Annotated in this window: 25 protein-coding genes; all 25 read left to right on the top strand. The window is 42.2% G+C overall.

What is annotated here, in order from left to right; translation table 11 throughout:
- Positions 1-438: 438 nt before the first annotated feature.
- On the top strand, positions 439-1,113 hold the full coding sequence (gene cmk / locus V1500_RS18160; protein ID WP_409301410.1) for a (d)CMP kinase: 675 nt from the start codon (positions 439-441) through the stop codon (positions 1,111-1,113).
- A gap of 2 nt (positions 1,114-1,115) precedes the next feature.
- Positions 1,116-1,697, top strand: coding sequence for a lysophospholipid acyltransferase family protein (locus tag V1500_RS18155; RefSeq protein ID WP_409301408.1), 582 nt, complete (start codon positions 1,116-1,118; stop codon positions 1,695-1,697).
- 189 nt (positions 1,698-1,886) lie between these two features.
- Positions 1,887-3,023 (top strand): 30S ribosomal protein S1, encoded by a 1,137-nt coding sequence (rpsA, locus tag V1500_RS18150; RefSeq protein WP_409301406.1) that lies wholly within the window; start codon positions 1,887-1,889, stop codon positions 3,021-3,023.
- Positions 3,024-3,253: 230 nt separating this feature from the next.
- Complete coding sequence (locus V1500_RS18145) at positions 3,254-3,862, top strand: hypothetical protein (protein ID WP_409301404.1); 609 nt, start codon at positions 3,254-3,256, stop codon at positions 3,860-3,862.
- 1 nt (position 3,863) lies between these two features.
- Complete coding sequence (locus V1500_RS18140) at positions 3,864-4,748, top strand: YIEGIA family protein (RefSeq protein ID WP_409301403.1); 885 nt, start codon at positions 3,864-3,866, stop codon at positions 4,746-4,748.
- Positions 4,748-4,933, top strand: a complete 186-nt coding sequence (locus tag V1500_RS18135; RefSeq protein ID WP_409301401.1) for a capping complex subunit for YIEGIA — start codon at positions 4,748-4,750, stop codon at positions 4,931-4,933. Before V1500_RS18140 ends, V1500_RS18135 begins: the two co-directional genes overlap by 1 nt.
- A gap of 388 nt (positions 4,934-5,321) precedes the next feature.
- Positions 5,322-6,632 carry a ribosome biogenesis GTPase Der gene (gene der / locus V1500_RS18130; RefSeq protein WP_409301399.1) on the top strand — a complete coding sequence of 437 codons (1,311 nt, stop codon included), beginning with the start codon at positions 5,322-5,324 and terminating at the stop codon, positions 6,630-6,632.
- A gap of 15 nt (positions 6,633-6,647) precedes the next feature.
- Complete coding sequence (locus V1500_RS18125) at positions 6,648-7,700, top strand: NAD(P)H-dependent glycerol-3-phosphate dehydrogenase (protein WP_409301397.1); 1,053 nt, start codon at positions 6,648-6,650, stop codon at positions 7,698-7,700.
- Between the two features lie 332 nt (positions 7,701-8,032).
- Complete coding sequence (locus V1500_RS18120; RefSeq protein ID WP_409301395.1) at positions 8,033-8,233, top strand: DUF2768 domain-containing protein; 201 nt, start codon at positions 8,033-8,035, stop codon at positions 8,231-8,233.
- Between the two features lie 13 nt (positions 8,234-8,246).
- Entirely contained in the window at positions 8,247-8,969 is a 723-nt protein-coding gene (locus V1500_RS18115; RefSeq protein ID WP_409301393.1) for a hypothetical protein, read from the top strand.
- A 263-nt stretch (positions 8,970-9,232) separates the two neighbouring features.
- Positions 9,233-10,711 (top strand): stage IV sporulation protein A, encoded by a 1,479-nt coding sequence (gene spoIVA, locus V1500_RS18110; protein ID WP_409301392.1) that lies wholly within the window; start codon positions 9,233-9,235, stop codon positions 10,709-10,711.
- A gap of 717 nt (positions 10,712-11,428) precedes the next feature.
- Entirely contained in the window at positions 11,429-11,701 is a 273-nt protein-coding gene (locus V1500_RS18105; RefSeq protein ID WP_409301390.1) for an HU family DNA-binding protein, read from the top strand.
- Positions 11,702-12,284: 583 nt separating this feature from the next.
- Entirely contained in the window at positions 12,285-12,851 is a 567-nt protein-coding gene (gene folE / locus V1500_RS18100) for a GTP cyclohydrolase I FolE (RefSeq protein WP_409301388.1), read from the top strand.
- A 39-nt stretch (positions 12,852-12,890) separates the two neighbouring features.
- Positions 12,891-13,136, top strand: coding sequence for a trp RNA-binding attenuation protein MtrB (gene mtrB, locus V1500_RS18095; RefSeq protein ID WP_409301387.1), 246 nt, complete (start codon positions 12,891-12,893; stop codon positions 13,134-13,136).
- Positions 13,137-13,303: 167 nt separating this feature from the next.
- A complete protein-coding gene (locus tag V1500_RS18090; RefSeq protein ID WP_409306033.1) occupies positions 13,304-14,128 on the top strand; it encodes a heptaprenyl diphosphate synthase component 1 in 825 nt (274 codons plus the stop codon).
- A gap of 3 nt (positions 14,129-14,131) precedes the next feature.
- Positions 14,132-14,848 carry a demethylmenaquinone methyltransferase gene (locus tag V1500_RS18085; RefSeq protein WP_409301386.1) on the top strand — a complete coding sequence of 239 codons (717 nt, stop codon included), beginning with the start codon at positions 14,132-14,134 and terminating at the stop codon, positions 14,846-14,848.
- A 32-nt stretch (positions 14,849-14,880) separates the two neighbouring features.
- On the top strand, positions 14,881-15,843 hold the full coding sequence (hepT, locus tag V1500_RS18080; RefSeq protein ID WP_409301384.1) for a heptaprenyl diphosphate synthase component II: 963 nt from the start codon (positions 14,881-14,883) through the stop codon (positions 15,841-15,843).
- A gap of 194 nt (positions 15,844-16,037) precedes the next feature.
- Entirely contained in the window at positions 16,038-16,484 is a 447-nt protein-coding gene (ndk, locus tag V1500_RS18075; RefSeq protein ID WP_409301383.1) for a nucleoside-diphosphate kinase, read from the top strand.
- A 361-nt stretch (positions 16,485-16,845) separates the two neighbouring features.
- Entirely contained in the window at positions 16,846-17,622 is a 777-nt protein-coding gene (locus V1500_RS18070) for a CheR family methyltransferase (RefSeq protein ID WP_409301381.1), read from the top strand.
- A gap of 166 nt (positions 17,623-17,788) precedes the next feature.
- Positions 17,789-18,961, top strand: a complete 1,173-nt coding sequence (aroC, locus tag V1500_RS18065; protein ID WP_409301379.1) for a chorismate synthase — start codon at positions 17,789-17,791, stop codon at positions 18,959-18,961.
- Between the two features lie 3 nt (positions 18,962-18,964).
- Positions 18,965-20,047 carry a 3-dehydroquinate synthase gene (aroB, locus tag V1500_RS18060; protein ID WP_409301378.1) on the top strand — a complete coding sequence of 361 codons (1,083 nt, stop codon included), beginning with the start codon at positions 18,965-18,967 and terminating at the stop codon, positions 20,045-20,047.
- Positions 20,048-20,086: 39 nt separating this feature from the next.
- Positions 20,087-20,452, top strand: a complete 366-nt coding sequence (gene aroH, locus V1500_RS18055) for a chorismate mutase (protein ID WP_409301377.1) — start codon at positions 20,087-20,089, stop codon at positions 20,450-20,452.
- Between the two features lie 174 nt (positions 20,453-20,626).
- On the top strand, positions 20,627-21,736 hold the full coding sequence (gene hisC, locus V1500_RS18050; protein ID WP_409306032.1) for a histidinol-phosphate transaminase: 1,110 nt from the start codon (positions 20,627-20,629) through the stop codon (positions 21,734-21,736).
- A 35-nt stretch (positions 21,737-21,771) separates the two neighbouring features.
- Positions 21,772-22,878, top strand: coding sequence for a prephenate dehydrogenase (locus tag V1500_RS18045; RefSeq protein WP_409301375.1), 1,107 nt, complete (start codon positions 21,772-21,774; stop codon positions 22,876-22,878).
- A gap of 32 nt (positions 22,879-22,910) precedes the next feature.
- Positions 22,911-24,200, top strand: coding sequence for a 3-phosphoshikimate 1-carboxyvinyltransferase (gene aroA / locus V1500_RS18040; protein WP_409301374.1), 1,290 nt, complete (start codon positions 22,911-22,913; stop codon positions 24,198-24,200).
- Positions 24,201-24,705 lie beyond the last annotated feature (505 nt).

Here is a 24,705-nt window from a genome sequence, read left to right as displayed (position 1 = left end):
CGCTTCTAACTCAAATGGATGACGATTTATGAATATTTGATGAGGGAGCCGCCAGCTCTTAATCCTGTAAAGTTGCCGGATTCAATAAAGGAAGTTTATTTTTCTCTATCTTTCTATTGAAGAATCAGCATTCCTAAAAGCACTCATTCAGGGTGCTTGAACGTATTTAATTGAAAGTAGATTAGCTTACCGTTATGAACTTTTTTTTCATAAAAATGATGTATTTTGTGATAAACTATAACCGTATACAAAAAGGAACCGGTCTAAATAATGTACCAGGGCGACAGAGTATATATTAGGCAAAAAAGTAAGATGCAAATCTTGTATTCAGAGATAGCGGGTATGCGTAATATATCCGCTGCTTCCTGAAACGTCAAGGCTAAATAATGCGTGGCAAACAGGAAATGCATAATAGGATTGTCAAGTTTGGGAGGATGTATGACTAATAAGATTTCAGTAGCAATCGACGGACCTGCTGCCGCAGGAAAAAGCACGGTTGCAAAAATTGTAGCAGAGAAATTCAATTACATATATGTTGATACAGGAGCTATGTATCGGGCATTAACATATAAGGCAATCCAAGAGGGTGTGAGCTTGGGAGACGAATCCGGGCTGGATATTTTGCTGAAGAACACAGACATTGCTCTTCTGCCAAGTGAAAGAGGCCAGTTTGTACTCCTGGATGGCAGAGATGTCACAACGGAAATCAGAAATAATGAAGTTACACGGTCAGTTTCTGAGGTATCAAAGCATGCTTCCGTTAGAGAGGAGATGGTGAGGCGCCAGCAGCGCATTGCTGAATCAGGCGGAGTGGTAATGGATGGACGTGATATAGGTACACATGTGCTGCCAAATGCTGAAGTAAAGGTTTTCTTAATAGCTTCGGTCGAAGAGCGGGCTCATAGAAGATACCAAGAAAACGTCGATAAAGGATTCCCAGCTGATATAGAGAAGCTAAAAGAAGAAATATCACTTCGCGACAAGCTGGATTCCGAAAGGGAAGTGGCCCCATTGAGGAAAGCTGAAGATGCGATCGAGATCGATACAACATCATTGTCCATACAACAAGTGGCTGAAAAGATCATGTCATTGATAGAAGAAAGGACAAGATAATATTGAAGTTTTATACATTTGCCAAAGGAATTGTAAAAGGAGTTTTAACTCCTCTTTACCGGGTTAAAAGAATAGGAGGGGAAAACTTTCCTAAAGAAGGTCCTGTCCTTATCTGCGCAAACCATATTAATAACCTGGATCCATTGGCGGTTGGGATCACATCCCCGAGGGATATTCACTTTATGGCCAAGGAAGAAATTTTTCGTGTTCCTATATTGAAAAGTATTCTGCCAAAGGTCAATGCATTTCCAGTTAAACGGGGAATGAGTGACAGAGAAGCATTACGGAAGGGCTTGAGTGCCTTAAAAGAAGGAAATGTTATGGGGCTGTTTCCTGAAGGGACAAGGAGCAAAACGGGAGAACTTGGTGAGGGCCTTGCTGGAGCCGGTTTTTTTGCCTTACGGTCCAAAGCGGTGGTTGTCCCTTGTGCGGTTATTGGTCCTTATAAGCTTTTTGGCACAGTAAAAGTGGTGTATGGAGACCCAATCGATTTTGAAAAGTACCGGGAAGAAAAGGTTTCAGCGGATGAGGCGACAAAAATAATAATGGAAGAAATTAGAAAGTTAATTTATGGAAATAAATAATCCTTCTTGCTTGACAATTTCCCTGATTTATTAGAATTTATTAAAAAGGGGACTATTCCGAATTATGAATGAATATTCAAACCATTAGCAATTCACTCTTATAAAGGCTTATACATTGCATCTCTGATGCAATGTGCCGTTAAAAAGAGAAATTCTGCCGAGCAGTCATGGGTTAAGGAGGAGTTCGTAATGACAGAAGACATGAACCAAGTGGAAGTAAACAATTATCAGGTAGGTGACAAGGTAAAGGCCAAAGTCACGAGGGTAGAAGAAAAACAGGTAATAGTAGACGTAGAGAATAGCAAAACAGATGGGATCATCCCGATCAGTGAGCTTTCCAGCCTGCATGTAGAGAAGGCTTCGGACGCCATTTCTGAAGGAGACGAACTTGAGCTCGAAGTAATCAAAGTGGAAGAGGAAGCTCTTATTCTTTCAAAGCGTAAAATTGATGCACTAAAGGCATGGGACGAATTAGAAAAGAAATTTGAAACACAGGAAGTGTTTGAAGCAGAAGTAAAAGATGTAGTTAAAGGCGGATTGGTCGTGGACCTTGGCGTCAGGGGATTTGTTCCTGCGTCTTTAGTTGAAGATCATTTTGTAGAGGATTTTTCAGATTATAAGAATAAAACTTTGACCTTCAAAATTGTGGAGCTTGATAAAGAAAAAAATCGTTTAATTTTATCACACCGTGCTGTTGTACAGGATGAGAAGAACAAAAGGAAGGCTGAAATTCTTGATACAATCCAAGCCGGCCAGGTTCTAGAGGGCACCGTTCAGAGGATTACAGATTTTGGTGCTTTCATAGACATCGGAGGCGTAGATGGACTAGTCCACATTTCACAGCTATCCCATCAGCATGTGGAAAAAGCCTCCGACGTAGTTAAGGAAGGCGACAGGCTGACCGTAAAAGTGCTATCCGTGGACCGGGACAATGAAAGAATATCACTTTCTGTCAAAGAAACACTCCCTGGACCTTGGTCTGGTGTTTCAGAAAAAGCTCCTAAAGGGGCTGTACTTGAGGGAACTGTAAAACGTTTGGTTTCCTTTGGAGCATTTGTGGAAATTTTCCCTGGAGTAGAGGGTCTGGTCCATATTTCTCAAATATCCAACAAGCATATTGCAACTCCGCAAGAAGTGTTAAAGGAAGGCCAGTCCGTTAAAGTCAAAGTTCTTGATGTCAATGAGGAAGACCAGCGTCTATCATTAAGCATGAAAGATCTTGAAGAACCTCAGGCGAGCAATCATTCGAACTATGAACTTCCTGAAGAAACAAGCGGATTCCAGCTTGGGGATATGATCGGGGAGCAATTGAAGAAATTTAAATAACCGACGCTGCTTCATTTAACTTATTCATATGCTGCACATTTCCGCTGCCCTGCAGGACAGCCCAATTTTAAAATGAATTCATACATCTTAAACCGCCCGGTTGGCCATTCTCAACCAGGCGGTTTTTTGTTGATTTTTTGGAAATGGAGGGTCGTTATTTAAAAGGAACTTTTTTGTGAGTTTAATTACAGAAAAAAACAGACATAATGTTTCTATTGGGAGGACATATTATGGATGGACTGTTTTTTTACTGGATATTATGGATTGCGTGGGTGCTTGTCATGTTTTTTGTCCCAAAAGAGACAGAATTCCGTTATCCCTTTCTGTTTCATATATTGGCTGTCATTTTATTTTCTACATATAAACTGCACCTATTTTCTTTTAAGATAAATTTAGCTTGCATTTATACATTGATTTTCTGCTTCTACTATCATCGGAAGCTTTCTGTTTGGAAATTGACGTATTTAATTCTGGGAAGTGCAATATTGGCCCTTGGTCTCACAAGTTTTCAGCTTTTTTCAATGCTCGATCCGGTATGGCTTGTAGTGAGCCCTGCAGCTTTGCTTGGTGTACTAATAAATTATGTTGCTGTCCTGTTATTTGACAACTGGAGAACACGGTTCACCGGCATACTGATTGCTCTGATTATAGGAGATTGCCTTTTTGCCGGCATTTTGGTTTTCAATTCCATGCCTTATGAAGCCGGTTCTCACGCCTGGCTGGATACTGCCATGGTGGCTATATTAATAAATGTAGGATGGACATCTTTGGAAACAGTGAGCCGTGTGTTGCATACACAGGCTTTGTTAAGATTTGGACAAAAGGAGCGTCAAGTATAATATGACTGAATATTCCTATCCCATATTATTTGGTGTAATTGCCGGCACAATCATGAGGCTGGTCATGCTGCGTACAGACTATCGGCAGTATCCGACATATTTGCATGGAAAAATAATTCATATTGGAATGGGCTTTATCGCGGCAGGTTTAGGAACCATCGTCCTTCCTTCCATTTTGGAAAAAGACTATACAGCTGTCACCTTTCTTGCACTTGCTGCCTCACAGTTCAGGGATGTAAGGAATATGGAGAGAAATACATTGGCCGAACTGGATGAAGTTGAATTGGTCAAAAGAGGGAAAACATACATTGAAGGGATTGCTATTGCATTCGAGGGCAGAAATTATTTGGTGATTTTAACGGCCTTTCTGGTAACGACAGGATATATATTAGCAAATAAATGGATAGCAGTGCTTGTTTTCGTAGGAGCATTTTTCCTCTGCCGATGGCTTATGGCTGGCAGCAGACTCAAGGATATTGTTGATATCGAATATGTTGAGCCTCGATTTGATGGTCCCGGATTATACGTCGGCAATATATATATCATGAATATTGGCCATCCGGAGAGAAGGAAGGAAGTTCTGAAATATGGAATGGGATTCATATTATTACCGAAAAATGAAAATGCGCGTGTAACGATTTCAAATTTAGGCCAGCGCCAGGCTATCCTGCATGATGTAACCGTCGCTATGGGGGTTGTAAGAGATTCTGGTACACCGTCCCTTGTACCGTTAGCCAAGCTGGATCTGGATGATGGCAAGGCAGGAATTTTCGTGCTGCCACTGGACAGGAATATTAACCGCGTGATCGATGTGATTGGAAATGTTCCTGCACTTGAGAATGCTATCCGAATGCCGGGTGAAGCTAAGAAGAAAGGTAAATTCTGATGGATATTGAAAAATTTATTCTTGCCGTGGTAACGACTAATCCCAAAAAGGTTCCTGCCGGAATCGGAGTATTTCATTGCGATAACAGGGAAGAGATGGACCATTTTGCCGCCAGTCTAGAAGCCATTTTAGACGGAATCGCACACCTTTTGAGCGAAGAAGTTTATATAATTGTAAAACATTAGTGCATGATGCTGCTGCCATTTTTTTAAAAAACGGCAAGAGTTTCTTGGTCTCCTGCAAATCAATAAGGCATGCATTTCAAACGAATATCAGAGGAAGGACAGAGCAGTCGAAATGAAATAGCCCTATAACACAATCATTGTTGATTGTGATAAAATTTGGTACGATATGATAGTTAGCGGCGCGAGAAGCTTTGTTTGGCAAAACTTTACGCATGGAGATTATAAAGTTTATTTGCTGGATCATGCCAGTGCAGACGAAGAAGGATAGCAAGCGTGCTGTCTATGCCTTTATGGAAAAATGACATACTTATTCATACAGCTGATCAGATTGTAAAATAAATGAATTCATGTATCCATAGAATTACAAAAGAAAAAGGGGCGGACTAAATTGCCAAAACCGGTAGTAGCAATAGTTGGTAGGCCGAATGTAGGCAAATCCACGATATTCAACAGGATCGTTGGGGAGCGTATTTCAATAGTGGAGGATGTTCCCGGTGTAACTAGAGACCGCATATACAGTTCGGGGGAATGGCTTGCACATGAGTTTAATATCATAGATACAGGAGGCATTGATATCGGTGATGAGCCGTTTCTTGAGCAGATTCGTCAGCAGGCGGAAATTGCCATCGATGAGGCGAATGTCATCATCTTTATGACTAATGGCCGCGAAGGAGTTACAAGTGCTGACGAAGAAGTGGCAAAAATCCTGTATAAATCGAAAAAACCAGTGGTTCTTGCTGTAAATAAAGTAGATAATCCAGAAATGCGGGATCAAATCTATGACTTTTATGCTCTGGGGTTCGGGGAACCATTCCCCATTTCCGGTTCTCATGGTCTTGGATTGGGAGATTTGCTTGATGAAGTAGCAAAGCATTTTCCTCAATATGAGGAAAAAGAATATGATGAGGATGTAATCAAATTCAGTTTGATTGGGCGTCCGAATGTGGGGAAATCCTCACTCGTCAACGCTTTGCTCGGTGAAGAACGTGTTATAGTAAGCGATATTGAGGGCACCACGCGTGATGCGATCGACTCCATGCTGACCATTGAGGGCAGGGAATATGTCATAATTGACACTGCAGGTATGCGGAAAAAGGGAAAGGTTTATGAAACAACCGAAAAATACAGTGTGCTTCGCGCCTTGCGTGCCATTGAGCGATCCGATGTCGTTCTGGTATTGATTAATGCGGAAGAAGGAATCCGGGAACAGGATAAAAAAATTGCCGGTTATGCCCATGAAGCTGGCAGGGGTGTCATCATTGTCGTCAATAAATGGGATGTAATCGAAAAAGATGAAAAAACCATGAAAGAGTTTGAAGAAAGCATCCGTGCACACTTCCAGTTCCTTGATTATGCACCGATTGTGTTTTTGTCAGCAAAAACCAAGAAGCGTGTACATACATTGATACCAGTTATCGACAGAGTTAGTGAAGCGCATGCACTTCGTGTCCAAACCAATGTCCTGAATGAAGTAATTATGGATGCGGTAGCAATGAATCCAACTCCAACCCATAATGGACAAAGATTGAAAATCTACTATACAACTCAGGTAGCTGTAAAGCCGCCAACATTTGTGGTATTTGTCAATGACCCTGAACTGCTGCATTTTTCTTACGAAAGATTTTTGGAGAACAGGATCCGGGATGCTTTCAATTTTGAAGGAACGCCGATTAAAATCTTCGGAAGACAAAGAAAGTAGGGGAGGATGCTAAGTATGCAGGAACATAGACAGACCATTACGGTTCTTGGAGCAGGCAGCTGGGGAACAGCTTTGGCTATGGTGCTTGCGGATAATGGCCATAATGTCAGGCTTTGGGGACATAAACAAGAACAAATAGATGAAATTAACCGGACACATAGAAACCAGAAATATCTCCCGGACATAGAGCTTCCTGAAGGAATCAAAGGATTTTTTGATCTGGGCATGGCTCTCGAGGGAGTATATACTGTGATTCTTGCGGTGCCGACAAAAGCAATCCGGCAAGTAATAGGTACAATCAGGGACGTCGCAAAGAATCCTCTGACGATTGTACATGTCAGCAAAGGCATTGAGCCGGACTCATTAATGAGAATTTCAGAGCTGATCGAAGAAGAAATGCCGAAGCAGCTGCTGCAGGAAGTCGTGGTGTTATCCGGCCCAAGCCATGCAGAAGAAGTCAGCCTGAGACATCCAACAACGGTCACTGTTACTGCTAGGGATATGGATGCGGCCGAAAAAATCCAAGATCTATTCATGAATCAAAATTTCCGTGTTTATACGAACCCGGATGTGATCGGAGTCGAAATTGGCGGTGCATTGAAAAATATCATTGCATTGGCGGCAGGAATTACAGACGGGCTGGGATACGGCGACAATGCAAAAGCAGCCTTGATTACTAGGGGGCTCGCGGAAATTGCCCGCCTGGGGACAGCAATGGGCGCCAATCCGCTTACATTCTCAGGCTTGACGGGAATCGGCGACTTGATTGTTACATGTACAAGCGTCCACTCGCGTAATTGGAGAGCTGGCAATATGCTCGGAAAAGGCCAAAAGCTTGAAGAGGTACTGGACAAGATGGGCATGGTAGTTGAGGGAGTAAGAACAACAAAGGCTGCATATCAGCTGGCGAAAAAGTATGAAGTCACCATGCCGATTACAGAGGCCTTATACGGAGTATTATTTGAGGGACAAAATGTAAAGGACTCAGTTGACCTTTTGATGAGCCGCGGCAAGACACACGAAATGGAAGATCTCATCAATATCCTGGATGAACGGATGAGCGACTGATACAGAAATCACAGTATCACCATTGTATGCATATGCTGGATATGGGCAGCTTCGTTTCCATGGCCTTATTTTTTGAGAAACTGGGCATTAGACGATGCGTGATGGTCAGAGCCCGCATAAAATGCAATGTAGTAAACTAGTAATCTGACCTGGCAATTTGGGGGATTTAGTCAAAATCACAGAAGATATCCTTTGGTATCTTCTGTTTTTTTATTGTTTTCTTTTTCTGTATATTGCTATATATATTGTATTCCATGCTTATGTTATAATATGTGTCGGATTCATCTGATTTTTTATTTTCTTTTGATTATACAGAAAAAGGAGTGCTTATTTTGACACCAGCTTTGCAAAAAATGTGGATATCGCTGGCTGCGATGGCGTTTATGTTTATCTCGATTATCACAATTTATCTTAGCAGATATAAATTAAGAGGTTTTTTGAAAGCAATTACCGCTGTGATTGCATACATATTAATGATATTGGCGGGCCTCATTATCTTTTTTGTAGTTATGAGCGGACCAACAGATTCGTAGGCGGTGGATTCTCATGAAAAAAATACAACTAGCGACGTTATATATAATCCTAGCCATTATCCTGTCGGGCTGCATGTATCCAAAGGAACAGAAAGCGGAAAATCAGGTTCCCTATAAAGCACAAATCCAATCTGTCCAAAATGCGGTTGAGCAGTTTCAGAAAGAAGAGGGGGGGATCCTCCCAATAAAGACGAAGCCCGGAGATACACCTTATTACCAAAAACATTTGGTAGACTTCTCTAAGATAGCGCCAAGGTATATGGCTGAGCCGCCTGGCAACGCATATGAATCGGGGGGTGTCTTTCAATATGTAATCATTGACGAGGAGACCAATCCGAAGGTCAAGATTTTCGATATCAGGCTTGCACAGCAGCTTCAGGACTATAATTTGCGTGTAATGGCATACAGACAGAATAACGGCTACCCCCCTTTCAAGGAACGGCTGGCGGATACTGTTTTCACCCTGGATTATAAAAAGCTGGGTTTAAAAGACGCGCCTGTAGTAAGGAGTCCATATTCTGACAATATGCTTCATATAGTGGTGAACAACGAGGCTGAAGCTTTTATAGACTATACTCCCGACCTCATGAAGGCGCTCAAGAAAACAAAGCATCAGTTCAAGCCTGGGGAGGATATTCGCCGACTCCTTACCGAAAGCTCGGATTTTGTGCCAGCCTATTCGCTTCCTTATACAGTCGATGAAAAAACCAAAATGCCTGTATTCCTTATAAAATAGTCATAACCCTTTTCCTGCGAAATATATTGTAGGGGAAGGGTTATTTCTTTATTCCATTGAATATCCATAACTTCTATAATACCAGCCCTTATATAAAGCAGCTGCCGGCGGTGCGGCAGATTTTTTAAGATAACTAAATTAGGAGGTACCTGCACAAAATAATAGGAATATTTTTTTAGGACAACATCATAAATATATATTGTCCTAGAGTCAAAAAAATGGATGATGTTATCCCAGGAACTCTAATATCGGGAGGGGATACCTTGGAAAAGGTAGATATTTTTAAAGATATTGCTGAACGAACCGGTGGCGACATATACCTAGGTGTAGTCGGTGCAGTAAGGACCGGTAAATCTACTTTTATAAAAAAGTTTATGGAATTGGTTGTCATTCCTGGCATTGGTACAGAGGCCGACCGTGCCAGGGCACAGGATGAACTCCCGCAAAGTGCGGCAGGAAAAACAATCATGACTACAGAACCAAAATTCGTCCCTAATCAGGCAGCTACCATCCATGTTGCTGAGGGGCTTGATGTAAATATCAGACTTGTTGATTGTGTAGGTTATACCGTCCCGGGAGCAAAGGGGTATGAGGATGAAAATGGTCCGCGCATGATTCACACTCCATGGTATGAAGAACCGATTCCCTTCCATGAAGCAGCTGAAATAGGGACCCGCAAGGTTATCCAAGATCATTCGACGCTGGGGGTGGTCATTACCACTGATGGGTCAATTGGGGAAATTCCACGTGCTGACTATGTCGAAGCGGAAGAGCGAGTCATCAATGAGCTAAAAGAAGTGGGCAAACCATTCATCATGATTGTGAATTCGGTGCAGCCGCATCATCCGGATACATTGGCCTTACGGGATAGCCTTCAGGAAAAATATGATATACCGGTGCTCGCAATGAGTGTTGAGAGCATGCGTGAATCCGATGTTCTAAATGTCCTCCGCGAAGCATTATATGAATTCCCTGTTCTAGAGGTGAATGTCAATCTGCCTAGCTGGGTAATGGTGCTTAAGGAAAACCATTGGCTTCGTGAAAGCTACCAGGAAGCTGTGCGGGAAACAGTAAAGGACATCAAACGCCTAAGAGATGTTGATAGGGTAGTAGGACATTTTAATGAATTTGAGTTTATCGACCGAGCCAGCCTTGCTGGCATCGAAATGGGCCAGGGAGTAGCGGAAATCGATCTCTATGCCCCAGATGAGCTTTATGACGAAATATTAAAGGAAATTGTAGGGGTTGAGATACGGGGGAAGGATCACCTGCTTTCACTCATGCAGGATTTCGCTCACGCTAAAGCAGAATACGACCAGGTCTCAGATGCTTTGAAGATGGTAAAACAAACCGGGTATGGTGTTGCGGCTCCATCCCTGGCCGATATGAGCCTTGATGAACCGGAAATCATACGGCAGGGGTCCCGTTTTGGTGTAAGGCTAAAAGCTGTCGCGCCTTCCATCCATATGATCAAGGTGGATGTCGAATCTGAGTTCGCGCCGATTATTGGTACAGAAAAACAAAGTGAAGAACTGGTCCGTTATTTAATGCAGGATTTTGAGGATAATCCTCTTTCAATTTGGAATTCCGATATTTTCGGCCGATCCTTAAGTTCAATTGTAAGGGAAGGCATTCAGGCTAAGCTATCCCTGATGCCAGAAAACGCACGTTACAAGCTGAAGGAAACACTTGAGAGAATAATTAATGAGGGATCCGGTGGTTTAATCGCGATCATTTTATAGAATGCCTTGACCAATCCACTATAACAGGGGATTGGTTCTTTTTTGTGTATGTCATGGGAGCCTCTATCTATCAAAATATGAGAATAGCGATGCGGATTTTATTCCTGATTTACAGTGAAGCCCTTTGGATCTAAGGAATGAATAGGGTGCATAAATAGTGGTTTATCGCTGTTATAGAAGCTTTTGGGGTGTTAAACTTACTATCCAGCCGTAAAACAATTCTTCTGCGGTGCTTATGAGTGGACCACTATGGAATATGGTTAAAAATCCATGAAGCAAACAGTTAGCAAATATAATCTTCCTTTATTCGTAAAGAAGAGAACTGCTGGATTGTTATTGTATCATAATATAGGTTTAAAGATATTGTGAGTGGAATGAGGGGAAAGGCAATGCTGGCGATAGGCCATTACAAAAACAATGATATTTCTTATTTAGGCAAAATAATTAATTAATATATGTATTTTTTGAGAAATGATGCCCATTATTTTTTTAATTCTCTTGCTAACGGAACGTCTTTTGTGATAATCTACTTACAGAAAATGCATTGTGACGCCATTCTTACCCTTTTAGAAATTTTTTCCTTTCGTAAAAAGGTGGACATTTTCGCGTTTCAAATTGGGACAAAGAAAAAATTTTACCCCCCGGTAACAAATCACTATTATAAAGTATGTAATATTGATTTTTTATAAAAAAATCCTTTGGGAGGAGGTGAATGGCATGAACAAGACAGAACTAATTAACGCAGTTGCAGAAACAGGAGAGCTTTCCAAGAAAGATGCAACGAAAGCTGTTGATGCTGTTTTTGATACAATCTTAGACGCTTTGAAAAATGGTGATAAGGTACAGCTTATCGGTTTTGGTAACTTTGAAGTTCGCGAACGCGCAGCCCGCAAAGGCCGCAATCCGCAAACTGGCGATGAAATCGAAATCGCTGCAAGCAAAGTGCCTGCTTTCAAACCAGGTAAAGCACTTAAAGATGCTGTAAAGTAATACATACAGAGCATTTAAGATTTAAAGTACCAAAAAGGCTACGCTATGCGTGGCCTTTTTTTAATGTGGGCCCGGCATGGGTGCACTCTATAGAGTCTAAGTTGCGATCCATGAAGGCGGTAGTAGTGGTTAGCTTAACGCAATCCGTGCTGACGCGGAATCTGAAGGAAGCGAGCGGCAAAACTCCGGTCTGAGGAACACGAACTTCATATAAAGCTAGGTACCCTGGAATAAGTTTACATTACAAAACTAAGTCGGATTCCACTGGGGACTTCATGGGTTGTCTGCTTCTTACCAGGAATTATATGCCTAGTTCTCGTTCTTCCTAATTGTTCAGTCCTTCTCTTAACCATCACGAGTGGGATAAGGTACTATGACCTCTGCTTGAGGGTGGAGCAGGAATAACCTATTTAGATTTCTACGTTCACGTAATTCGATTAATCTAATTCCACTTACACTCTCGAATTGGCTGTTTCGTGCCCTTATTGACCAGCCATTGAGATTTTGTGAAGTAAATATGCTAATATAAAGACATGTCCATATAATTTACATACATGAGTAGGCTTGCTTAGGAGGAAAATGAATGCCACAGGTGAATCATGCTAAAATAGAGGAAGCAGTCAAAATGATTTTAGAAGCAGTAGGCGAAGATCCAGAGAGAGAAGGACTTCTGGATACGCCAAAACGGGTTGCAAGAATGTATGAAGAGATTTTTTCGGGATTGAATCAGGATCCGAAGGAATATTTTGAAACTATATTCGGAGAAGATCATGAAGAATTGGTGCTTGTAAAAGATATACCCTTTTACTCAGTATGCGAACATCATCTTGTCCCCTTTTATGGGAACGCCCATGTTGCCTATATTCCTAAAGACGGAAAGGTAACGGGCTTAAGCAAACTTGCCAGGGCGGTAGAGGCTGTATCGAAAAGGCCGCAGCTTCAGGAGAGAATTACCTCCACGATTGCCAATGCTATAATGGAGCAACTATCACCGCATGGAGTAATGGTAGTTGTAGAGGCAGAGCATATGTGCATGACAATGCGCGGGGTCAAAAAGCCGGGCGCAAAAACAGTCACTTCTGCAGTAAGGGGCGTTTTCGCAGAAGATTCAAGGACCAGGTCTGAAGTCCTGTCTTTTATTAAAGGATAATTACTGTAACATTAATTACATGAAAATACGGGTGATAGCATGGATGAAAAGATTTTTCGGGATTTTGTAATAATAAAAGCCGTGGAGGATGGTGTAAATGTGATCGGGCTGACCAGGGGCACCGATACAAGATTCCATCATTCTGAGAAGCTTGATGCAGGCGAGGTCATGATTGCCCAATTTACAGAGCATACATCTGCGATTAAGATTCGGGGTAATGCAAAAATATATTCCCCTTATGGTGAGGTAGAAAGCTCATCCAAAAAGGGACAGGCTGAAAAGTGAGAATTCCTGCCTGATTAGGCAGGATATGCACTGAAAAGTCTAATTGCAGCCTTAATGTAGTACGCTCCCAGTGTTTTTATGTTATAATGATGTGTGCTTTTAAACGGGAATCTGCCAAACGGGCAGAAAAGTAAACCATTACGGGTATTTAAGGGTGATCTCAATTGATGAACAAAAATACTTCTTTGACAGAATTAAAAGAATTGATAAAAACCAGTGCCTTTCATCCTTTTTTGAATGAATTTTTGGAGGTCCCAAAAATTGACGAGGATAAGCTGCTGCTTCTATTGAGTTTGTTTAATCAATTAGAGATTACGGATGAACAACGAAAAACATATATATTATCAACCATGCTGATCCAGATGGCGCTCGATATCCATGAAAACGTCAATAATCTGGAGCTTGAAGGCAAAGACGAAAATGAACAGAAGGACCTCCAGCTTACAGTGCTAGCTGGGGATTTCTATAGCGGCCTATATTACCAATTGCTATCCAGGGTAGGAAATATATCTTTGGTTCGGGTTCTGGCTAGTGCCATTAAGGATATAAATGAACATAAAATTTTATTGTATCAAAAGTCAATGGATGAGTTGGCAAGTGTCATGGACAGCATACGCAAAATTGAAGCATCCTTGATTCTTCACGTGGCGGACTGGTTCAATCTGGCCGGCTGGAAGGAAATATCAACCGAACTTCTATTGCTGAATCGTTTGTATACAGAAAAAGTACAATACATGGAAAGCGGCCAATCCATTATTTTTGAAATACTAAAAAAGATATCCTTTCCAAAGAAGGACAAGAATGTCGCATTATCCAAAGAGCAAATAGATTTCCTGCTGAATAAACTGGACCAATGTATATTATATGCGCAAAACTCTGTGAAAAATGCCTTAGAGCAAATGCCGCTTCAAAATTGCATGTTACGATCAAGAATTTCAAGCGTTTTGGATATCACAGCAGTGACAGCCAACTCCTTAGCGGAAGAAGGGTGAACAATGGAACAAACTAAAGAGGAAAGAGTTCATCGAGTATTCGAAAAAATATATGACAACTACGATAAAATGAACTCTGTGATTAGCTTTAAACAGCACCTTAAATGGCGCAAATATACCATGGGCAGAATGAATGTGCCTAAAGGGTCAAGCGCTCTGGATGTCTGCTGCGGCACTGCTGATTGGACTATTGCGCTTGCGGAGAAAACCGGGCCTGAAGGCAGGGTGGTCGGTCTGGATTTCAGCAAAAACATGCTTAAAATCGGGCAGGAAAAGGTGCGTGAATTAAAGCTTGATCAATATGTTTCGCTCATTCATGGCAACGCCATGGAGCTTCCTTTTGAGGAAAATTCCTTCGACTATGTCACCATCGGGTTTGGGCTGCGGAATGTACCTGACTATTTACAGGTTTTAAAAGAAATGCACCGGGTATTAAAGCCGGGCGGCATGGCTGTTTGTCTGGAAACCTCGCAGCCTACCCTGGTAGGATTTAAGCAAATGTATTACTTTTATTTTCGATTTATTATGCCAGTGTTTGGCAAGCTTTTTGCCAAAAGCTATGATGAATATTCCTGGCTTCAGGAATCAGCCCGTGATTTCCCGGGCATGAAGCAGCTGGCTTTGATGTTTGAGGAAGCCGGCTTCCATAATGTAAGCTATAAAGCTCATAGCGGTGGAGTGGCAGCCTCGCATTTTGGCATGAAGGCCAAACGTCCATAATCATTAACGCAAACTAGGCTGGGTGGATTTGTATGAAACTGAAAATGTTGTATTCGTTCTTGAATACAGACCTGCAATTAATAGAAAAAGAATTGGAAGCTGCCATTCAGGCGGATTCAGCCGTACTAAGACAAGCATCCCTCCATTTGCTGAAATCAGGGGGCAAACGGATACGCCCGGTTCTTGTGTTGCTTGCTGCAAAGTTTGGCCAATATGATATTCATGCTGTAAAAAAAGCAGCGGTTGCTCTAGAGCTGATTCATATGGCTTCACTGGTGCATGATGATGTCATTGATGATTCAGATCTACGCCGGGGGGCCCCAACGATAAAATCGAAATGGGACAACAGGATTGCTATGTATACGGGCGACTATATTTTTGCCCGGGCACTTGAAGTGATAACGGAGATCAATGACCCCCAGGCACACCAGCTCCTCTCACACACGATGGTGGAGCTTACGAAGGGTGAAATTGAGCAAATCAAGGATAAGTACAATTTTGAACAGAATCTAAGAACCTATTTGCGGAGAATAAAACGCAAAACGGCCCTCTTGATAGCATCCAGCTGCCAGTTGGGTGCCATTTCAGTGGGAGTGGATGAAAAAATACATAGAAAGCTGTTTGAATTTGGTTATTATGTCGGCATGACTTATCAAATTACAGATGATATCCTTGACTTTACTGCTTCCGAAAAGGAACTGGGAAAACCTGCTGGCAGTGACCTGAGACAGGGAAACATTACGCTGCCGGTTCTGTACTCAATGGAGGACCCAAAAATAAAGTCAAGAATTGTACAAGTACATGAGGATATACCAAAGGATGAGATGGCTTCCATCATACAGGATATTACCGCAAGCGGTGCAATAGAAAGGGCGGCAGCTCTTGGAGGACTATACTTGGAGAAGGCCTTTGAAGCATTAAACGAACTGCCGGCCAATTCAGCCAAGAAGACCTTATATGAAATTGCAAAATTCATAGGGAAAAGAAAATACTAACAGTATATCTCCAGCACAGCTGCAGGCACGAATTCAGGTGTACGCAAATTTTTATTAAAGTGCCCTGGTTTTATAAGTGATGAAAAAAGAAAACCCTTTCATAGCTGCTTGCGAAATATCATGAATAGTGGTACTATTTTTGAGGATTGTCTTAATAAGGTAAATCATATAAATTACAGTAGGAGTGGGCCATAATGGAAAAAACATTTTTAATGGTAAAACCTGATGGGGTACAACGCAGCTTGATTGGTGAGATCGTAGCTCGCTTTGAAAAGAAAGGCTTCCGTCTAGCTGGAGCAAAACTGATGTCTGTTTCGAAAGAATTGGCAGAGCAACATTACGGAGAACACAAAGAACGTCCATTCTTTGGTGAGTTGGTAGACTTTATTACTTCCGGACCGGTATTTGCAATGGTATGGGAGGGTGAAAATGTCATAGCCACTGCACGTCAAATGATGGGTGCTACAAACCCTAAAGACGCAGCTGCAGCTACAATCCGCGGTGATTTTGCAGTAACTGTCGGAAAAAACGTTATTCATGGATCGGATTCACCTGAAAGTGCTGAACGTGAAATTGGGCTATTCTTTAAAGAAGAAGAGTTAGTGGATTATTCTAAATTAATCGCAGAATGGGTTTACTAAGTTTAGAAGATTTATAGCAGAATTCGCGAATTGGGAGTTTCAGATTGTTGACAAAAAGGGGTTCGGAATGGGAGCATTCCGAACCCCTTTTGTGTCCGCCTTTGGTTTAGTAGCGCCAAAAGAGGTATGGATTCAAGCCTTAGCATATTATTTTTTAGACCAGGGAGTTGCCCCACGTCAGGTCCATTGGCCACCTTATTCAATTTAAAGCAGCGAAAGTAAGTATCGCCTTGCTTCCATTCTCTAATTAAATGAAACAGCCAAAAAAAATTTTAATTAAATTGCAAACTTATTTCCCATTTTTCCGATATACTTATCGAAAGCTTAGTTATTTGGAATTTAATGCATGGGAGACGTATTTATGCCTCAAGACGAATATCAGAATTTCATTAGCCAAATTAAACGGTTTACAGGTATAGATTTGGCTCTTTATAAGGAAGCTCAAATGAAGCGCAGGCTTACCTCACTTTATGAAAAAAAAGGCTACAGCAGTTTTATGGATTATTTCAAGGCCATTGAAAAGGACAATAAAGTACTGAATGAGTTTTTGGACAGGATGACTATAAATGTATCTGAGTTTTACAGAAATGCTTCCAGATGGGAAGTACTGGAGAAGAAAATTTTCCCTAGACTGCTGAAATCCACTAGAAGACTGAAGATTTGGAGTGCGGCGTGTTCCACAGGAGAAGAGCCTTATACTATTGCCATGATTCTGTCCAGACACGTTCCGTTAAACCAGATTGAAATACTTGCTACAGATATAGATGAGAATGTAATCGCCAGAGCAAAGCTAGGCATCTATCCTGAACGGTCTTTAAATGAGGTCCCTGCAGATATGAAAGCGAAATATTTTACAAAAGAAGGGGACTACTTCAAGCTTTCAGATGAAATCAAAAGGACTGTCAATTTTCGTAAGCATAATTTGTTGGCAGATAAATATGAGAATAGTTATGATTTAATAGTCTGCAGGAATGTACTTATTTATTTTACCGAAGAGGCAAAGAGCCAGCTCTATTTTAAGTTCAGCGGCGCATTAAAAGAGGGAGGAGCTTTTTTTGTAGGGAGTACGGAGCAAATTTTTAACCCGGGTCAGTATAGCCTGGAGACGGAAGATACTTTCTTCTACAAGAAAGTGTAACACGGTTCTCCTTATATAAGATCGTCTTGATGGTCCGCTTCATGCGGGCTTTTTTGCATTGTAACAGTTTTTGGCTTGCAATGTTGTTTTTCTTATACCCACAAAGGTTCCATGTATGGTATATTGATACATAAATCCTTTAATGGTTTAAACGGAGGCAGAGAATATGAGATATTTAACAGCTGGTGAATCACATGGGCCGCAGCTTACTACAATTATAGAAGGTTTGCCTGCAGGAATGCCAATCTCAAGCGACGATATTAATGAGCAATTGGCAAGAAGGCAGAAGGGACACGGACGGGGCAGAAGAATGCAGATTGAGAAAGACCAGGCATTCATAGCTTCAGGTATCAGGCATGGCTATACACTAGGGTCTCCTGTTGCTCTAGTCGTTGAAAATAAAGATTGGACCCATTGGACAAAAGTGATGGGGAGCGAACCTATTTCAGAAGAAGAAGCGGCAGAAGTTAAAAGAAAGATTACAAGGCCAAGACCGGGTCATGCAGATTTGAATGGCGGTATGAAATATGGACATAGGGACCTTAGAAATGTGCTGGAACGTTCATCTGCGAGAGAGACTACGGTACGTGTCGCAGCTGGATCCATGGCAAAAAAACTTCTTTCTCTGCTGGGAATAGAGGTTGCGTCTCATGTTTTGGAAATTGGCGGTATCCACGCCGCAGCTGCAGAATATACCTCCATTAAAGAATTGCAGGAAAAAACGGAGGCTTCACCTGTCCGTTGCTTTGACAGCAATGTAGAACAGGAAATGATGGATGCTATTGACCAGGCAAAGAAAAATGGCGATTCAATCGGCGGCATTGTCGAAGTCATTGTGGAGGGCATGCCTGCAGGAGTAGGAAGCTATGTACATTATGACAGGAAGCTGGACTCAAAGCTCGCAGCGGCGATTGTCAGTATTAATGCGTTTAAAGGCGTTGAATTTGGTATAGGTTTTGAAGCTGCGAGACGCTTCGGAAGTGAAGTGCATGATGAGATTGCCTGGGAACAAGACAGAGGCTACTATCGCAAAACCAACCGCCTTGGAGGTCTGGAAGGCGGTATGACGACTGGTATGCCGATTGTTGTACGGGGAGTAATGAAACCAATCCCAACATTATATAAGCCGCTGCAAAGTGTGGATATTGATACGAAGGAAGTCTTTTCTGCAAGCATTGAACGTTCGGACAGCTGTGCTGTACCTGCAGCTGCGGTTGTCGCTGAAGCAGTAATAGCGTGGGAACTTGCGGCAGCCATCGTTGACCAATTCCCTTCAGATCAATTTGATAAGCTCCAGGAGGCTGTGCGTGCTTACAGGGAAGATATAAAGGAGTTTTAGAAAATGGAAACGATTAGTGTATCCGCTGCTTCAAAAACTTATCCAGTATTCATCGGCAAGAATATCATAGAGTCTCTGCCGGATTTTATAGTAAAGCAGTATGAAAAAATCGGGAAAATTCTAATCATTACCGATGAGGCAGTTGCAGCCCTCCATTTACCCGCTGTAAAGAATGTGCTCGAAAAAACGGGAAAGACCGTCATTGAGTATATAACCCCGGAAGGAGAGCATGCAAAGACATTTCAGGTGTTTTATGACACCCATAGCTATGCTCTGTCACAGAATTTAAACCGGAATTCCATGGTATTGGCATTGGGAGGGGGAGCGGTCGGGGACCTGGCGGGTTTTGTCGCTGCTACCTTCATGAGGGGCGTTCCTTTCCTGCAAATTCCGACTACCCTGCTTGCACATGATAGCGCAGTTGGCGGTAAGGTAGCAATCAACCATCCCGAAGGAAAAAATATGATAGGTGTGTTTTACCAGCCCGAAGCAGTATTTTATGATATAAATTTCCTCCGTACTTTGCCCGCAAGGGAGCTAAGGTCGGGATTCGCTGAGATTGTCAAGGAAGCGTTGATTCAGGATCCTGCCTTTTACAGCTGGCTATTAGAAAATATAAAGGATTTACAGGCGCTTAGCGAAAACCATCTGCTTCATATGATTAAAAAGGGGATTGAAATTAAAGCGGCTATTGTAAGCGAAGATGAAAGGGAAACCGGGGTACGCGCCTATCTGAATCTCGGACATACACTCGGACATGCCGTTGAAACTATGATGGGATACGGTGAATTCCCGCACGGGGAAGCAGTAATGGTCGGTTTGGTTTATGCTCTTCGTCTTAGCATGAAAGAATGCTCGCTTGATTTTGATATGGAAAAGTTTACCGGATGGGTTCAGAGTCTGGGTTATAATATTCAAATAAAAGAAGATTTAGATTGTGATGGTCTTATTTCACTAATGAAGAAAGATAAAAAATCCGTTGGCAGCATGGTGACTTTTGTACTTCTTAAGGAAATAGGTGCGCCGATCACGACAGAGATTGCAGATCATGATATTAAGGACGTATTACGTTTGATGTACTTATGAAGACTTTCAGCTGAAAAATGTTTAGATATGGAGGATAATATGATCAGAGGAGTCCGGGGAGCCACAACTGTCGAAAAAAATGAAGAAGCAGAGATAGTCTCAGCGACAAGGATACTGCTTTCCAGTATAATTGCAGAAAATGAAATTATTCCCGAGCAGGTTGCTTCAGTATTTATATCAGTAACAGAAGATTTAACCTCAGTCTTTCCAGCAAAAGCGCTGCGGGAAATTGAGGGATGGACTCACGTACCGGTGATGTGTATGCGTGAAATCCCTGTGCCTGGTTCACTTGCAGGCTGCATTCGCATCATGCTCCATTTAAATACAGATAAATCTCAGATAGACATACAACATGTATATCAGGAGCGGGCTGTGGTTCTAAGGCCGGATCTAACGGCAAAATGAAAAGTGCCCAACCGAAGGGTTTTTGTGCAATTCGAAATGCGGAATAATGATAAAATAAAACGTGCCATCAAAATTTTTTTTTGTACTTATTTCAGAAAATAAAGAAATATTATGTTATAATCAATTATATACTTTGCCGCTTTAAAGCGATGAATCCAAATAGGGGTGAAAATGATGAAATGGAAAGAAGCCATTCTTACATTAAAACCATATCAGCCGGGGAAATCGATCCAGGACGTTAAAAAACAATACGGATTAGAGCATATTACCAAACTTGCTTCCAATGAAAACCCCTTTGGATGTTCACCAGAGGTACAGGAAGCCGTAGCTGCTGTGGGTGATTCCTTCGCCTTGTACCCTGATGGATATGCAGCAAAATTGCGTACTGGTGTAGCAGACCATCTAAATGTAAAAGAAACCCAACTGATTTTTGGAAATGGATCTGATGAACTAATCCAGATTATTTCCCGAAGTCTTTTGTCACCAGGTACTAACACGGTAATGGCTACTCCGACTTTCCCTCAATATCGCCATAATGCGGTGATAGAAGGTGCCGAAGTCAGGGAAGTTCCACTTGTAGCTGGTTCACACGATCTTGCCGGTATGCTGGATGCTATTGATCAAAACACCGCTGTAGTATGGCTGTGTACGCCAAACAATCCGTCAGGAAAATATATCAATAATCGGGAATTGGCCGGATTCCTCGACAATGTCCCCAATGATGTTCTTGTCGTTCTGGATGAGGCTTATTATGAATATGTCGAAGCAGCTGATCATCCGGATACCATATCTTGGCTAAACAATTATCCTAACCTGATTGTACTGCGCACTTTCTCAAAAATTTATGGATTAGCAAGCCTTAGGGTGGGGTATGGTGCGGCTGGTGAAGATATCATTCAGAAACTAGAGCCTGCAAGGGAACCATTTAACGTGAACACGCTGGGACAAGTGGCGGCATTAGCAGCCATCTCTGATCAGGCGTTTGTAGAAAAAGCAAAGAAAGCTAATAGAGAAGGCTTAAACCAATACTATGACTTCTGTAGAGAGGAAGGCCTGGACTATTATGAATCTCAGGGGAATTTTATCCTGATTGATTTTAAAGTGGATTCGAATCTTGTTTTCCAATTCCTGCTTGAAAGAGGATATATCGTGCGATCCGGAAGCCAGCTAGGGTTTCCAACGAGCGTACGTGTCACAGTCGGCTCTAAAGAACAAAATGCCGGAATCATTGAACTCATGAAAGAATTTCTAAAAGTTAATAGACAACAAAGGGTGGAACTGTAATTAAGATTCAGCCCGTTTGCGGGGAGAGAGGCATATTGAAAGGAAGGGTTTTTGTCATAGGCCTTGGCTTGATTGGCGGTTCGATTGCATTATCTATTCGCAATGCGCATAAAGATGCACAGCTGATTGGTTATGATATCAGTGAACAAAATGTCCAATTATCAAAGTTGCTGGGGATTGTTGAGTCTACAGTGCCTACAGTGGAAGAGGGAGCTCAGGATGCGGATTTAATTATCGTTGCAGTTCCTGTAAATGAATCCACGCGAGTCCTGGCAGTTTTATCAAATATCCAATTAAAGCCTGAAGTGATCATCACAGATGTCGGCAGTACCAAAAAAACCGTTATGGATGCTGCGAACTGCCTGACGGAAAAGGGTATCTGTTTCATTGGGGGCCATCCAATGGCTGGATCGCATAAGAGCGGGGCAGGTGCATCGAGGCCCCATTTGTTTGAAAATGCATTTTATCTTCTTACTCCAAATGGAGCGGCCAGCCCTCAAAATGTAGAGATATTAAAAGAATGGCTGAAAGGGACAAAAGCTAATTTCCTTATTGTCACACCGGAAGAGCATGATGTTATGACGGGGGTGGTCAGCCACTTTCCCCATATTATTGCCTCAGGCCTGGTTCATCAGGCCAAACTCTATAATAACGAAAATGAGCTAATTCCCAGACTGGCAGCCGGAGGATTTAGAGATATTACCAGAATTGCCTCCAGCTCGCCGGTAATGTGGAAGGATATCCTTCTTCAAAATAAGGAAATACTTATATCGTTGATGGACGAGTGGATTGACCAGATGCAGAGAATCAAGGCTATTATGTCAGAAGAAGATAGCAAAGCCATTCTGGATTTCTTTCAAAGTGCAAAAGATTTCAGGGATGGGCTGCCGGTTCACTCTAAAGGCGCAATACCTGCGTTTTACGATTTGTATATAGACGTTCCGGATTATCCCGGTGTTATTTCCGAAATTACCGGATATTTTGCGAAAGAAGGAATTAGCATTACGAATATAAGGATCTTGGAAACAAGGGAAGACGAGATATACGGCGTGCTGGTGGTCAGCTTCCAGAGTGATGCTGATCGGAGCAAGGCTGAAGAATGTATCAAACATTATACTAGATATGAAACTGTTATTTCTTGACAGCTCACTTTATGTTACCGGAGGATGATTTTATGGAAAGCGTTGCTTTACAAACGGGTATAAGCTCACTGAACGGGTCTATATCTGTACCGGGGGATAAATCAATCTCCCATCGATCTGTTATGTTCGGGGCCCTTTCTGAAGGGGAAACGACCATTAGTAATTTCCTTCCCGGAGCTGATTGTTTAAGCACGATTTCCTGTTTTAAGCAGCTTGGAGTCGATATAAGTCAAGATGGACCGACTGTACGTATATCAGGGAAGGGATTCCATGGTTTGCAACAACCAGACGGGGTATTGGATGTAGGGAATTCTGGAACGACAATCCGCCTCCTTATGGGAATCTTGGCAGGACAGGAATTTGAGGCCTCCCTTGCGGGTGACAGCTCCATTGCGAAACGGCCGATGACAAGGGTCGTTCATCCATTAAGAGAAATGGGGGCCGAGATTGACGGGAAAAATGGCGGTGAATTCACTCCCTTAAAAATTAAAGGCGGGACATTAAAACCGATTAGCTATGAATTGCCTGTGGCGAGTGCTCAGGTTAAATCTGCCATCCTTCTGGCAGGGCTGCAGGCTGAGGGAGCAACAACCATAGTTGAACCAGCGAGAACGAGGGACCATACAGAGAAAATGATTGAATCCTTTGGCGGAAAAATAGAACGGCAGGGCAATACCATTACGGTAAAAGGCAAACAAGCACTGCGTGCAACTCATATCAATGTGCCGGGAGACATATCTTCGGCAGCTTTCTTTATGGTTGCTGCGGCGATCACTCCTGATAGTGAAGTCAAACTTCTTAATGTCGGCTTAAACGAGACCCGCACAGGAATCATAGATGTCATGAAGCAGATGGGTGCGGATATCACAGTCGATGTATTGACAACTGAAGGCGAGCCTGCAGGCAATATTACAGTCAGGACTTCTAAGTTAACAGGTACAGAAATTTCGGGAGATATAATCCCGCGCCTCATAGATGAACTTCCGATCATTGCACTTCTTGCTACAGCGGCGGAGGGACAGACGGTGATCCGCGATGCAGCTGAGCTAAAGGTGAAGGAAACAAACCGTATAGATACAGTAGTCCATGAGCTCACTAAATTGGGAGCGAACATTGAAGGAACAGATGATGGTATGATTATCACAGGAAAAACAAAGCTGCATGGCGGCACCGTATCAAGTCATGGAGACCATAGAATCGGTATGATGCTTTCAATTGCTGGCCTGGTAGCCGAAGGAGAGATCGAGCTTGAAAATCCTTCTGCTATTGACGTATCCTATCCTGAATTCTTCGAACATCTGTCTATACTGACACAATCATAAACCGGGGTATCCCGGTTTTTTGTTGTTCCAGCCTGTTGTAATCTTGGACATAATTTTGCCAGAGTGTCATAGGCTTTCTTAAGTCATCTTATGGAAGGTCCTGCTGTAAAAAGCATAGCTGCCCCACTGATGAAATCTTGGTTTATACCTGGGCTCCGGGGCAGCTTTGCGTGAGAATACCCAGCTTGGCCCGATATGTGTTTTTGAAACTCGCTGTGTCAGAATGGAGGGACATCGATTAATCTCGACACCGTAAACAAACTTCAAGTTTTCAGTTCTTTTAACGCTTGTTTAAACATTGGCTATTCATATGATTAAATATTCATATCCGTGCACCCAAGTTTCCAGCCGTCTTCTGTTAAAAACACTTCATTTATTATGAAGGGTAGACAAGAATAAAAGGGAACTTATGCATAAGGTAGAGTACAGATACAGACAAGAATAAAGAATAGCTAAAATTAATTATGGAATTTATCAAAAAAAGGAGATTTGAAGGCCAGCGGAG

Origin of the sequence: Peribacillus sedimenti (assembly GCF_046237635.1) — a bacterium.
GTDB classification, from domain to species: domain Bacteria; phylum Bacillota; class Bacilli; order Bacillales; family DSM-1321; genus Peribacillus; species Peribacillus sedimenti.
This window is presented reverse-complemented; position numbering and strand designations above follow the sequence as displayed.